Source organism: Acidobacteriota bacterium (assembly GCA_016195325.1).
In the GTDB taxonomy this organism is placed as follows: domain Bacteria; phylum Acidobacteriota; class Polarisedimenticolia; order JACPZX01; family JACPZX01; genus JACPZX01.
The window spans coordinates 80,978-94,410 of sequence record JACPZX010000003.1; the positions used below are offsets into that span (position 1 = coordinate 80,978).

The window sequence follows — 13,433 nt, forward strand, 5'->3', positions numbered from 1 at the left end:
CCGCCTTACGCCGCCGGGCCGTCGCCGATCAGCTCGTCGTGGGCCGACGCCACGATGAGGAGGAGGCACCCCTTCTCGGTCGAGACGATGCGGTGGAGACTTCCGGCGTTCGCCCGGACGTAGTCTCCCCCCTTCAGCTTCACTTCGTTCAGGGTGAGGTCCCCTTCGATGACGTAGCAGTCCTCGTCCTCGGTGTGCCGGTGGCCGGGGTAGGTCGTCCCGGCGGCCATGCGGACGAGCATGGTCATGCGATCGTCGGCCTCGTCGTGGAAGAGGCGGCGCGTCTCGATGCCGTCGATGCCTGTGGGCGTCCAGACGGCGTCGCGGGCGAGGGCGAAGACGACGTCGCTTTGCTTCGCCTGCTGAATTCTCTCCACGACCCGCGCGCGGAGCGATGCCGGCGGCGCCACCTCGGGGGCGGCGAGCGGGAGGTCCCGGAGCGCCGCCTCGACGCCGCCCACCTCGGCCCGGCAGGCGTCGCAGAGCGCGAGGTGCTCCTGAAACGATGCCTCCTCTTCGGGATCGAGCGCGCCGAGGGCGTGGAGCGCGGCGAGGTCTTTCTGGACATCGTCGAGATGGTCGAGATCGTGTCGAGACGGCGTCATGCGATTCCCCTATCCGACGCGACCAGGGCGCGGCGCAGAGTTGCGAGGGCGGCGCGGATTCTCGTCTTGACGGTCCCGAGAGGCTCCCCGAGGGCCTCGGCGACCTCCGAGTGGCTCATCCCGGAGAAGTAGGCCGCCTCGACAGCCCGCCGCTGCTCCGGCGGGAGAGAGCGCAGCGCCGCGCGCACGTTCCGGGCTCTCTCCATCTCGAGCGACGCCGACTCCGGCCCCGGGCTCGGGTCGGCGATGTGAAGGATGTCGACGAGAGGCTCTTCGGGCCCCGATTGGCGGGAGCGCGAGCGATAGATGTCGATGGCCCGCGACCGCGCCAGGTTGAGGAGCCACGCGAGCGCGCTTCCCCGGCGGAGGTCGAAGCGGGATGCCTCTCGCCACACCTGGGCGTAAACGTCGATGGTCGCCTCCTCCGCCGCCGGCCTGTCCCGCAGGATCTTCAGCGTGAGGCCGAAGACCCTCGAGCTGGTGGCATCGTACAGGGCCCCCAGGGCCTGCTCGCTTCCCGAGGCGATCCGGGAGATGAGGGGGGCGAGGGGGTCGGGGGGTGGTGCCAGGGGTCCGGCCTCGGCGGTGACCAAGCGCAGCTCCATGAAAGAGGTTACGGCGGGGGGGCAGCCCCCGGATTGATTCCTGATCGACTTTTTTCAGATCTTCATGATCCCCACCAGCTCCCTCACCGACGCCGCGGACTTCTCGAGCATCCCCCTCTCGTCGGCGTTCAGCGGCAGCTCGAGGATCTTCTCGACGCCGCCCGCCCCGAGCTTGACCGGGACGCCGCAGAAGAGGCCCTTGATCCCGTACTCCCCTTGAAGGTACGCGGCGCACGGGAGGATCTTCTTCCGGTCGGTGAGGATTGAATCCACCATCTCGACGACCGCGGCCGACGGGGCGTAGTAGGCGCTCCCCGTCTTGAGGTAGGAGACGATCTCGGCCCCCCCCTCCTGCGTCCGCTTCACGAGGCGCGCGATGACCTCCTTCGTCAGGAGCTCGGTGATCGGGACGCCGGCGACGGTCGTGAAGCGCGGGAGCGGCACCATCGTGTCGCCGTGCCCCCCGAGGACCAGCGCCTGGACGTTGTCGGACGAGATGTTCATCTCCATCGCGATGAAGGTGCGGAACCTCGCGGAGTCGAGGATGCCGGCCATGCCGACGACCCTCTCGCGCGGAAAGCCCGAGACGACCTTCGCGACCTGGGCCATCGCGTCGAGCGGGTTGCTCACGACGACGAGGATCGACTTCGGCGACCGCTTCGCGACCTCGCGCGTGACGCCCCCCACAATCTCCTGGTTCTTGAGGAGGAGATCGTCGCGGCTCATGCCGGGCTTGCGCGCGAGCCCCGCCGTGATGACGACGACGTCGGAGCCCGCCGTCTCGTCGTAGCCGTTCGAGCCTGTGATCCTGACGTCGTACCCCTCGACCGGCCCGGACTGCATGAGGTCGAGCGCCTTCCCCTGCGGGACCCCCTCGATGATGTCCACGAGCACGACGTCGGCGTAACCCTTCTGGGCGATCCTCTGGGCTGCCGTGGCGCCGACGTTGCCGGCGCCGACCACGGTGACCTTGTAGCGCATCTCCGGATTCTCCTTGTTCAGCCGATTCGCCTGATGATCTCGTCGGCGAAGCGGGAGCAGCTCACTTCCTGCGCTCCCTCCATCTGCCGGGCGAGATCGTACGTGACGGTCTTCGCGAGGATCGTCTCCTCGAGCGACCGCGTGACGAGATCGGCCGCCTCCTGCCACCCGAGGTGCTCGAGCATCATGACGCCGGAGAGGATCACCGAACCCGGGTTGATTTTGTCCTGCCCCGTGTACTTCGGCGCCGAGCCGTGCGTCGCCTCGAAGAAGGCGATCTCGTCGCTCATGTTCGCGCCGGGCGCCATCCCCAGGCCTCCGACCTGCGCGGCGCAGGCGTCGCTCAGGTAGTCGCCGTTCAGGTTCGGGGTGGCGAGGACGCTGTACTCCTTCGGGCGGAGCAGGACCTGCTGGAACATCGCGTCGGCGATCCGGTCCTTGAGGAGAATCGTCCCCTTCGGAAGCTTCCCGCCGTGCGCCGACTCGAGGTCGGATTCGGTCACGACGCGATCCTTGAACTCGGTCGCGGCGAGCTGGTACCCCCAGTCGCGGAAGGCCCCCTCCGTGAACTTCTGGATGTTCCCCTTGTGGACGAGCGTCACGCTGCTCTTCCCGCGATCGAGGGCGTACTGGAGGGCGCGCCGGATGAGGCGCTGGCTCGCCGTGCGGCTGATCGGCTTCACGCCGATTCCGGAGTCGGCCGGGATCGACTTCCCCATCTCGCGCGACAGGAAGGCGATGACCTTGCGCGCCTCGTCGGTCCCCTCCTTCCACTCGATGCCGGCGTAGACGTCCTCGGTGTTCTCGCGGAAGAGGACGACGTCGAGGTACTCGGGATGGAGCACGGGGCTCGGGACGCCGCGGAAGTACCTGACGGGGCGGATGCAGGCGTAGAGGCTCAGCTCGAGGCGCAGCGTCACGTTGAGGGAGCGGAAGCCGCCCCCCACCGGCGTCGTCAGCGGCCCCTTGATGGCGACGAGGTGCTGCCTCACCGCCTCGAAGGTGTCTTTCGGGAGGATCTCGCCGTACTTCGCCACCGCCTTCTCCCCGGCGAAGATCTCGAACCAGGCGATCGAGCGGGCCCCCGAGTAGGCGCTCTTCACGGCGGCGTCGAAGACCCTCGACGCGGCGGCCCAGATGTCGGGGCCCACACCATCCCCCTCGATGTAGGGGATGATGGGGTGGTCGGGGACGACGAGGCGGCGGTTCCGGTGCTCGATTCTTTCGCCTCCAGCGGGCGGTGATATCTTGTCGAATCTCATGGCGGCGGAGTATCTCCGTGCGAAGCGGGCTTTCCGGCGGGACGGATGTCGAACTCTACCACTCCCCGAAATCGGTATCCACGGACGCGGGACATGAAGGAGGCCACGATGGCTGAGGATCGCGACACCAGGGATGTGACACGGCGCTCGGCCCTCGGGTGGATCGCGGCGGCGGCCCCGGCGATCGTCGCCGTCTCGGGCGCCCCGCGTGCGGCCGAGGACGCCCCCGCGGCGGCCCCGCCCCCGCCGGAGCTCTCGGACGAGGCGCGCGCCCTCGCGAAACGCGAGCCCGGTCTCTCGAGGGACGAGCGCAAGCGCCTGATGAAGCAGCTCCCCGCCTTCGAGGCGGCGCTCGTCAAGCTCCGCGACTTCGAGCTCCCCGACGACGTCGAGCCCGCCTTCCGCTTCCGGGCGATCCGCTCGGATCGGCGATCCCGATGAGCCCCGTGAACGAGGCCCTCCTCGATCTCGGCGTCGTCGAGCTGGCGGTGAAGATCCGCGCGCACAAGGTGTCGCCGACGGAGCTCGCGGAGGCCAGCGTCGCGCGCATCGCCCGATTCGATCCCGAACTCCACGCCTTCGTCACGGTCACGCGCGAGCTCGCGCTGGCGCAGGCGCGGAAGGCCGAGGTCGAGCTCGCGGCCGGGCGCGACCGCGGGCCGCTCCACGGCATCCCCTTCGGCGCGAAGGATCTCGTCTCGACCGCCGGCATCCGCACGACCTGGGGGGCCACGCCGTACGCGGATCAGGTCCCGAAGCAGGACGCGACCGTCATCCGGCGCCTCCGCGACGCGGGGGCCGTCCTCGTCGGCAAGTGCGCGATGATCGAGCTGGCCGGCGGCATGGGGTACGACATCGCCGGGGCGTCGCTCACGGGGGCCGCGCGCAACCCGTGGGACACCGGGCGCTGGACGTGCGGGTCATCCTCGGGATCGGGAGCGGCGGTGTCGGGACGGCTCGTCCCCTTCGCCATCGGCTCCGAGACCTGGGGCTCCATCGTCTGCCCGTCGTCCTTCTGCGGCATCACGGGGCTGAGGCCGACCTACGGCCGCGTCTCGCGCCACGGCGCGATGGCCCTCGCGTGGACCCTCGACAAGCTCGGGCCGATGGCCCGCTCGGCCGCAGACTGCGAGGCGGTCTTCGAGGCGATCGCCGGCGTCGATCCCGAAGACCCTTCGAGCGCCGACGAGCCGCTCGGATCCCCGATGGATCTCGCCGCCGCGCGGAAGCTGAAGGTCGGCGTCCTGCGCACAGACCTGCCGAAGAACGCCGACCCGGCCGTCGCCGCGGCCTTCGAGACGGCCCTCGACGACCTGCGGCGCGCCGGCGTCTCCATCGAGGAGGTCGCCCTGCCGAAGTTCCCCTTCGAGGAGGCGGCGTGGGTTCTCGTCGTCGCCGAAGGGGCCGCGTCGTTCGAGTCGCTCTTCGACACCGGGAAGGTCCGGTCGCTCGCCGATCCGGGCGCGGGTCTGGCGCAGCCGACATCGAAGATGGTCCTCGCGACCGACTACCTGAAGGCGATGCGCATCCGCACCGTGGCGCAGCGCGCCATGGCCGACCTGTATGCCGAGTGGGACGCGATCGTCGGCCTCGCCACGCACTACACCGCGTCGCCGATCGACGCGAAGCTCTCGGAGTATTTCTCGGAGTCGGATCCCCTCGGGGGAACGGGAAACCTCTGCGGCCTCCCCGCCCTCGCCGTGCCGTGCGGCCACGGCGCCGACGGCCTTCCCGTCGCGATGGTCTTCATGACGGGGGCGTTCGAGGAGAGGAAGGCGCTCGCCCTCGGGAAACTCTACCAGTCGGCGACCGACTGGCACACGAGGAAGCCGCCGCTCCTCACGCGGGAAGGTTGATCACCCACGAGGAGGCCGAGGCCATCGCCGACCAGAACTTCCTGAGCTCCGCGAAGGCCTCGGGCTCGAAGCGCGCGCGCGACAGGACGACCTCCCACGTCGCGACGATGGCCCCGTTCTCCCGCGCGTAGCTCGTCGTCACCTTCCACCCATCACCGGACGAGGCCTGGGCGCCGGGAAGCGCCGCCGACTCCGGGACGCCGGTGAGCGTCACCTCGTAGCGGACCGTCTGCGCGAAGCCGTAGTCCACGGGGCTCTTTCGCTTCGAGAGGGGCACGCGCTCGACGTCGGCGGCGGCGCCGGGGAAGAGATCGATCTTCGCCGCCGTGCCGCTCGACGGGACGGGGCGAAGGGCGATGTCGAGCGTCTCGATGAACTCCCCGTCGGCCGTCTCGTAGTCGGTCCTGAACTCCTTCACCGTCGCGTCGGGCCAGATCTGGAGGATGCGCTGCTCGACCCCCTTCCGGCGCTCGACCGACGAGCTGCTGTAGCGCGAGCGCGCCTCCCAGGCGAAGGTCCCCCGGTAGTGCGACTCGCGGACGACGGAGAGAGAACGGTTCGGGAGCATCTCGACCTTGAGCCTGCGCACGAGGGTGTGGACGGCCGGATCGCCCGAAGGAAGCTGGATCATGCGGCTGCGATCTCCGGCGACGAGGAGCGCGCGCTTCCCGCCGAGGCTCGCCGAGAGCGACCCGATCGCCGTCCTCTCGTCGGTCGTGTCGACGATCAGCATCTTCCCCAGATCTCCGGCGTCGACGACCGAGGGGGCGAAGCTCGCGGGGATCTCCTTTCCCCCGGGAACCGGCACCGCCACGATGAAATGGTTGAACCCCCATCCGGGGACGTCGGGGGAGAGCGTGTCGCTGTGGCTCAGGTTGACGAGCACGGGGTACGACGCGATGTCGGCCGCGTGGAGAAACGACCGGAAGAGAGTCCCCTTGTCCTTGCAGTCACCGTACAGGTTCGACAGCGTCTCCGTCGCCGGGCGCGGCTGCATCCCGCCGATCCCCAGCTCGATGTCGACGTAGCGGACCTTGTCGCGAACGTACGTCGCGACCGCCTTGACCTTCGCGAAGAAGTCCGCCCCCTCCCCCATCGCCCCCTTCGCCGCCTCGGCCACCTTCGGCGTCAGCGCGTCGCGGCCGCGGAAGATCTCCTCCTGCCACCGCGCGAAGTCGGTCCAGCTCGAGACGACCGTCTGCCCCGGCTTCACGCCCGCGGGCGGAACCGGATTCACGACGAGGAGGGGAGATCGGTCCAGCGGATCGGAGCTCAGCGGCTCTTTCTCCGGCGCCGGCAGGTCCCGGATCGTCCAGGTGCTCACGTTCCCCGACACGGAGGGCTCGGGTCCCTGCAGGCGCAGCCACGCCGTGTCGAGCCTCCACCCCGGCGGCGTCTCGATCTCGAGCCGGTGCGCGGAGGCGGGCGCGTCGTCGTAGAAGTATTCCGTGATGGGAAGCAGCCTGGGATTGTCCTCCGCCTCGAACTCGTAGAAGACGAGGCTTCCCTTCTTCACGTCCTTCACCTGAACCACGCGCAGCTTCGTGTCGCTGAGGAAGTTGTCGCCGAGGGCGACCTCCGCGGCGGGCCCCCAGCTTCGTGACGCCTTCTCGCCGGGTGGAACGTGCCACGCCTTCGACGCGGTCACCTTCATGGTGTCCGTGACTCCGAAATACCCCGTGCCGACGGAATCCGAGCGGCTGCTGAGCGCCTGCGCCGCGAACCGGTGGCGGACGTCCATCGAGCCGTCGGGGTGGATCTGGTAGCGCATCTCGTCCAGGAGGACGCGCGCGGGGTACGGCGCGACCCCTTCGGGGGCCGGGGGGGCGGTGTCCGCGATCTCCTTCGCCCAGTCGGGGAGGCGCGCGGCGAAGACCTCCGGCCCCCCGGCGAGCGCGGCGAGGAAGGCGATCGACAGCGCGGCGGCGCGACGGCGGTTCGTCATGGCTTCGGGGCGCTCCGGGTGAAGTGGAGGGCTGTCTTGTCGGCCTTGCGGATCCGCTCGAAGAACTCCCGGAACGGCGCGTACTCCGATGCCGGCAGGCCGAGCGCGGTGATCGTCGACATGCGCTCGACATGGTACCCGGTCTCGGTCGCCGTCACCGAGAGAAGATATCGCCCGTACGGGCTCTCGAAGGTGACGGTCTCGGGCGGCGCGGTGGTCTCGAATCCCGGGGGCGTCGTCACGTCGAGGCTCAGGATGTCGGTCTCGGGGTAGGGAAGCACGATGGGATGCGTGCGATTCTCCTCCGGGAGGATCGGGGCGCCGACGCTCCACGGCCCCTGGATCGCGAACTCGCACGCGGCGGCGTCCGCTAACGGTCCCGGACCCTGATTTTCCCCCGCACAGACCCTCCTCGCGTCGTCGCGACGTTCGTCGAGACCCGGGTAATCGGCCTCGGCAACGTCGAGAGTGGAGTGACCCCAGCACATCTCGACCAGCCTCGCCTTCCGGGCCTCGCTCCCCAGTTGGAGGAGCTCCGTGCGCTCGACGTAGGAGGGCTGTCCTGTGCCCGCGACCGAGAAGCTCACGTGCGCCGGCCCCCCTCCGCCCGGGAAGGTCACCTCGGCCTTCGTGTCGCGCACGTTGCGCCGCGCCTGGGCCGGAGGAAGCATCAGGGTGCGGGGGCGCTCGGGGGCCGCGAGGAATCCGCGCGTCCCCGTGATCCACCACGGGAGCTCGCCGATCGGGAGGCCGGATCCGGGCGCCACGACGAGCTCGGGATCCCCGGGTATGGCCGGATCCCAGACGACGGCGACCTCGTACTCGAACTGGCTGAGCCCCATCAGCAGCTCGTTGTAATAGCGCGTGCGCCGGTCGGTCGCGAGAACGGGAAAAGCGCGATCCCCGAGGGCGCGCGCGGCGCCGATGAAGAGGAGCGCCAGCTCCGACGCGTGCCCCTCGCCGGCTCGCACGATGTCCTCGGCGGTGCTCGCGGCCGCCGGCTTCTGCCCCCGGCGGACGGCTTCGTCCAGCTCGTACTGGTCGGGGAAGTCCTCGGCATCCCCTGAGTCGACGTCACGGACGTGCGCGCGGATCCAGTCGTACACCCGGCGAAGCGATGCGGCTCGTGGCTCCCCGGTGACGACGCCGCTCGCCGAGAGCAGCGTCGAGATCGCTTTCCCGTTCCCGAGGAACTGGGCGGTGCGGCGATCGAGGTCCTGCGAGACCCTGCCCCAGAAGCCCTCGGCCGAGAGGCCGACCGTCGTCGAGGTGAACGAGATGGCCGCTCCCAGCTCTTCCCGCGGGGGCATGAAGGGCTCGTCCGGCACCGCAGGGAGATTGCGGCCGGTGACCGAGATCGCTCTCGGCTCGTTCTTGATCACGACGTCCAGCCCCTCGATCCGCTCGGTGAAGTATGAGCTGGTGAAATCCTCGGGCGGAACCCATCGGTACCGGAACTGCCGGACGGGCCACCGCCACTGGATGGGGACGCGCAGCCACGGGTTGTACCTCGGCCAGGTGTACGAGTAGCCGTAGTCGATCACGCACCCCGGCACCACGCCGGGGAGGCTCGCCTTGAGCACACGGACGACCTCCCCCCCGCGCCGGCCCTGGGTCTCCTCGACGAGATCCTTCTGCTCAACCTCGCGCACCGTGCCATCGGGGAGAATCACGCGCCCCCACCACTCGAGAAGCTTCCCCTCCTGCCGGTTGAACGGGATCTCGACGTTCGCGAGATCGCGGGCCTCGTTCGTGAAGATGCGGGCACGGAAGTGATGGGACACCTGCATGGCGTGCCCGCGCTCCGCGTCGCCGTGGCTCTCGGTCTCCGCCACGAGGATGACGCCGTGCTGCGAGCCCCCGCTCGGATCCGGCTGCATCGACTTCTCCTCGGCCGACATCGTCTTCGCGCCCGGGTGGATCCAGAGCCTGTCGAGCTCCGCCGCGCGCGCCATCGAAAGCGTCGCCGCGAGGCAAACGAGCGCAACCGGCCCCCTCGTGAATCTCATCGAGCCTCCCCCTGTCCTCGGCGAAAAACGACGGCCGTCCGGTCCGCCATCCTGACGTCCTCGAGAAACTTCCGGAGCGCCTCGTAGCTCTCCGGCTTCAGCGTGGCGCTCACCATCGCGAAGGCGCGCTGGATCTCGTACCCGCGATCCGTCGCCTTGACGGAGAGCGCGTAGCTCCCGAACGGCGCCTCGAGCTTCACCGGGGGCGGGGCCGGCGCGGGCGCGTACCCCTTCGGGGCGACGACCTCGATCGAGGCCATGTCGATCCACGGGTAATCGAAGACGATGGGAAACGCGCGCGTGGGCGAGGCGAAGAGCGGGACCTCGGGGATCCAGGCACCGTCGAAGTGCAGCGGGAGCTCCTCGCGCCCCTCGCCGGCGCCCGGGACGCTCTGCCTCCCCTCGCACTCGAGACGATAAGCCGCGTTCACGTCGTCCAGCGCCGGCGCCGCCGCCTTCGAGACCTCGAGCGAAGCCGAGGCGCCGCACAGCTCGTCGAGCGCCTTCTTCCGATTCTCGGGGGAGCTGATCCGCAGCCTGCGAATCTCGCGAAATCCGCGCTGACCCGCCCCCGTCGTCGTCCACGACGCGCGCGCCTCGCCGGGATCGTCGAGCGAGATCGACGCCTTCGTCTCGAGAACGTTCAGGCGAGGATCCGCCCCGCGAAGGACGTAGTCGCGCCCTCCCTCCTTCGTGACGAGGAGCCCTTTCGAAGGAGCCATCCAGTAGGGGAGGACGCCGAAGGGGAGCCCCCATCCGGGCGCCACCACGATCGCCCTGTCGTCCGGATCACCCGGTCCCCTCAGCTCGACGAGGTACTCGTCGAGCTGCCCCTCCGAGAGAAGACCGGGGTCCCAGTATCGATCCCGTCGATCGGGGGCGAGGATCAGGTGGGCCTCCGCCCCCAGAACTCGGGCGATTCCCACGTACTCCGCCGCGATCGCCCAGGGCCTGAGAAGGCGCTTCTCGTACGGCTCGAGCGCCTCAGATTTCTTCCGATCAGTCTCGTCGTCCTCGGCATCGGCCTCCGATTCCTCGGAGGTCCCGAGAAGGACGTTCCGCCGGTGGGCGCCGAGCCACGTGTAGGCGACGCGAAGCTTGTCGAGGAGCTTCGCGTCCCCGGTGAACTTCATCGCCGCGATCGAGTCGTCGAACGGCCCGTTCTCCTTGATGAACGCAGTGAGGCGCTCCTCCTCGTCGCGGACGACCTCCTTCCAGTATGCGTTCGGATCGGTGTTGGTCTTGCTGAGGAAAAACCCGGAGTAGTAGAGGAGCGCTTCGGCCCTCACGACGCTCGCCGGCGGCATCCAGGGCTCCTCGGGCACAGGCGGGAGGTCGTTCCCCTCGACCACGACGGCGTTCTTCTCGCGAACGACCTGCACGTCGACGCCCGGGCGCTTCTTCAGGTAGTACTGGCTCGGAGCGCCGATCGCGGGCAGCCAGCGATAGCGGAAGTGGCGAACCGCCCACGCCCTCTGGAGCGGAATCTCGCGGAAGAACTTGAAGCTCCGGTCCTGGAAGACGTAGCCGAAGTCGATGACGCACCCGGGGGCCACGCCGGGGAGCACCGCCTTGAGGACGCGGGCTTCGGCGCGATCCTCGCGCGCGATGGTCTGCTCCCGCAGCTCGTCCTTCTTCAGCTCGAGGACGGTCCCGTCCGGGAGGATCGTGCGCCCCCACCACTCGCGGAGGTAGCCGCGCTTCGCCTCGAACGGGACGACGATGTCCGCGAGGCGCCTCGCCTCGTTCGAGAAGATCTTCGCCCGGAAGTGGTACGAGGTCTTCGCGTACCCGTCGAGGGGATCGTCCCGCTCGGTCTCCTCGAGGAGAACGATCGCGTGCTGCGCTCCCGCGGCGGGGTCGGGCTTCAGCTCCTTCTCCTCGGCGGTCATCGCCTGCGGGCCGGGTGCGATCCGAAAAGAGGTTCCCTCGGCGCGCGCGCCGATCGCGGAGGCAAGCGCCACGAGAATCGCGCAGCCGGTGCGCCTCACGGTGTCCCTCCCTCCGCGCGCTGGAAGACGAGCGTCGTCCGGTCGGCGAGCCGGACCTCCTCGAGAAATCGCCGAAAGGCGTCGTACGACGCCACGGGGATGACGGTCTGATCGAGCTGAAGCGATCGCTCCACGTGATAGCCCGCCGCCGTCTTTGCGATCGACAGCGAATACGACCCCCACGCCCCCGTGACGCGGAGCGGCTCAGGGGGAGGTCCCGGCGCGAACCCCGCCGGCGAGGCGACGTCGAGGACGGTCCTGTCGATCCCCGGGAACGGGAGCACGACCGGGTACCGGCGCACGGGAGCGGAGAGCTCCGGGACCTCCTCCATCCACGCACCGGAAAGGCGCGCGCTGATCGACGCGTCCCCCGACGCCGGGCCGGCCCGGGCCGACTCCCCCTCGCACTCGAGCCGGAAGGGCGCCGCCGGATCGTCGAGCCCCGGCGAGTCGGCTCGGGAGACGTCGAAGTCGCCGGACGCGCCGCACAGATCGTCGAGCCGCTTCGATCGCTCGCCGGGGGTGAGGCGCCGCAGCGCGCGGCGATCGACGAGCCCTTTCTGCCCCGACCCCTCCCTCGACCAGCGCACCCGCGCCGATCCCGTCTCAGCGTCGATCGCGATCGTCCCCGTCGTCCGGGAGAGGTTCGTAGCCGGCGCCGACGCGGGGGCCGCGATCACGCGCCCCCCCTTCGAGCTGGTGACGAGGGCCTTCCCGCCGGAGATCCAGAAGGGGATCGATCCGTACGGCAGCCCCGAGCCCGGATCGACGAGGCTGAATTTGTCGGGAGGATCGGCGGGGGCGTGGACGGCGACGACCGCCTCGTCGAACGGGTCGAGCGCCAGGAGGCTCGGGTTCCACGTATGTTCGCGCCGATCCGAGGCGAGGACGAACGAGGCCTCCGCGCCGAGCGCCCGGGCCATCCCCATGAAGGCGAGATCGATCTGCCAGGGGGCCGCCGCGCCGCGATCGAAGACGCCGGCCACCCCTTCGAGCAGATCCCGGTCGACGCTCCGGCGCGAGAGCCCCTCCATCTCCTCGACCGAGCCGAGAGAGTCGTTCCTCACCCGCCGCGCCAGCCAGTCGTACGCCGCGCGGAGCTTCGTCTCGAGGCTCGCTCCCTCGGGGAACGGGACCCGCTCGAGGGCGGCGGCGACCGCCCGATCGGGCTTGCAGAAGAGCGTCGCGACGCGGCTCCACTCGATGGCGACGGCGTCCCAGAAGTCGACCGGATCCCGCGCGTAGAAGGTGTAGTGGAAGATGGCGGTGATCCGGAGCTCGTCGTCGCTCGGGGCGAGGGGCTCACGCTCGAAGGCCGGGAGATCGCGGGCCGTGACGACGAACCACTTCTTCTCCTGCACCGCCTTCACGTCGGCTCCCTCGGCGTGCGTGAGCGTGCACGCGGCGATCCGCGGGCGGTCGGAGACGAGCGCGTTCTGCGGGATCCAGCGGTACCGGAGGCGCCTTATCGGCCACGGCGCCTGGAGCGGGACGAGGTGCAGCCCCACGGCGTTGACGTCGCGGAGGACGTAGCCGTAATCGATGACCGCGCCGGGGACGACCCCCTTGAGCACCGCCTTCACGACGCGAGATTCCTTCCCGGCCCCCTTGCGGACCAGCGGTTCCTCGTGCAGCTCGCTGTCGGGAAGGGAGAGGACCGTTCCGTCCGGGAGGATCGTCCGTCCCCACCACGTCTTGATGGAGCCCTCCTGCGTGAGGAGGGGGATCTCGACGTTGGCGAGAGCGCGCCCGGCGGGCGAGAGGATCTTCGCCCGGAGGTGGTACGAGGTCTTCGCGAGGACGCTGATGGCGTCGTCCTGCTCGATCTCGACGGCGAGGACGACCGCGTGCTCGGCCCCCGAGCTCGGATCGGGGACGATGGCCTTCTCCTCCGCCGACATCTCCTCGGGCCCCGGCTCGATCGGGTAGTGGTTCGCCGCGCGCGCGGGGGTGGCCGCGACGCAGAGAACGAGACCGCACGCGAGAGCGAGGCCGAGGCGCTTCACGACGCCGGCGCCCCCGCCTTCATGAACCGGAGCCGCGTGCGGTCGGCGAGGCGGACGGCCTGGAGGAAGTCGCGGAAGCTCGCGTAGACCCTCGGCTCAACCCGCGCCAGCCTCAGCACCAGCTCTCGACGCACGACGATTCCCGTCGGACTCGGCGAGAACATCAGCGCGTA

Annotated in this window: 11 protein-coding genes; 2 read left to right on the plus strand and 9 right to left on the minus strand. The window is 69.8% G+C overall.

Features of this window, described 5'->3' with window-relative positions:
* Positions 1-5: 5 nt before the first annotated feature.
* The 4 genes from HY049_00720 to icd form a co-directional block, all read right to left on the minus strand.
* Positions 6-605, minus strand: a complete 600-nt coding sequence (locus HY049_00720; protein MBI3447431.1) for a cupin domain-containing protein — start codon at positions 603-605, stop codon at positions 6-8.
* A complete protein-coding gene (locus HY049_00725; protein MBI3447432.1) occupies positions 602-1,198 on the minus strand; it encodes a sigma-70 family RNA polymerase sigma factor in 597 nt (198 codons plus the stop codon). The genes HY049_00720 and HY049_00725 overlap by 4 nt, the downstream gene beginning before the upstream one ends.
* 66 nt (positions 1,199-1,264) lie before the next feature.
* A complete protein-coding gene (gene mdh, locus HY049_00730) occupies positions 1,265-2,191 on the minus strand; it encodes a malate dehydrogenase (protein ID MBI3447433.1) in 927 nt (308 codons plus the stop codon).
* Between the two features lie 17 nt (positions 2,192-2,208).
* Positions 2,209-3,453: an isocitrate dehydrogenase (NADP(+)) gene (gene icd / locus HY049_00735; GenBank protein MBI3447434.1), complete on the minus strand. Its 1,245-nt coding sequence runs from the start codon at positions 3,451-3,453 to the stop codon at positions 2,209-2,211.
* Positions 3,454-3,561: 108 nt separating this feature from the next.
* On the opposite strand from icd, the gene HY049_00740 reads away from it, so the two are divergent.
* Complete coding sequence (locus tag HY049_00740) at positions 3,562-3,894, plus strand: hypothetical protein (protein ID MBI3447435.1); 333 nt, start codon at positions 3,562-3,564, stop codon at positions 3,892-3,894.
* On the plus strand, positions 3,891-5,309 hold the full coding sequence (locus HY049_00745) for an amidase (protein MBI3447436.1): 1,419 nt from the start codon (positions 3,891-3,893) through the stop codon (positions 5,307-5,309). The genes HY049_00740 and HY049_00745 overlap by 4 nt, the downstream gene beginning before the upstream one ends.
* Here HY049_00745 and HY049_00750 read toward each other — a convergent pair.
* From HY049_00750 to HY049_00770, 5 genes are read right to left on the minus strand one after another with little or no spacing between them, the layout of a single operon-like run.
* Positions 5,293-7,254, minus strand: coding sequence for a DUF3857 domain-containing protein (locus tag HY049_00750; protein ID MBI3447437.1), 1,962 nt, complete (start codon positions 7,252-7,254; stop codon positions 5,293-5,295). The genes HY049_00745 and HY049_00750 overlap by 17 nt on opposite strands.
* A complete protein-coding gene (locus HY049_00755) occupies positions 7,251-9,263 on the minus strand; it encodes a DUF3857 domain-containing protein (protein MBI3447438.1) in 2,013 nt (670 codons plus the stop codon). Before HY049_00755 ends, HY049_00750 begins: the two co-directional genes overlap by 4 nt.
* Positions 9,260-11,254, minus strand: a complete 1,995-nt coding sequence (locus HY049_00760; protein ID MBI3447439.1) for a DUF3857 domain-containing protein — start codon at positions 11,252-11,254, stop codon at positions 9,260-9,262. The genes HY049_00755 and HY049_00760 overlap by 4 nt, the downstream gene beginning before the upstream one ends.
* Complete coding sequence (locus tag HY049_00765; protein ID MBI3447440.1) at positions 11,251-13,260, minus strand: DUF3857 domain-containing protein; 2,010 nt, start codon at positions 13,258-13,260, stop codon at positions 11,251-11,253. Before HY049_00765 ends, HY049_00760 begins: the two co-directional genes overlap by 4 nt.
* Complete coding sequence (locus HY049_00770) at positions 13,257-13,424, minus strand: hypothetical protein (GenBank protein MBI3447441.1); 168 nt, start codon at positions 13,422-13,424, stop codon at positions 13,257-13,259. The genes HY049_00765 and HY049_00770 overlap by 4 nt, the downstream gene beginning before the upstream one ends.
* Positions 13,425-13,433 lie beyond the last annotated feature (9 nt).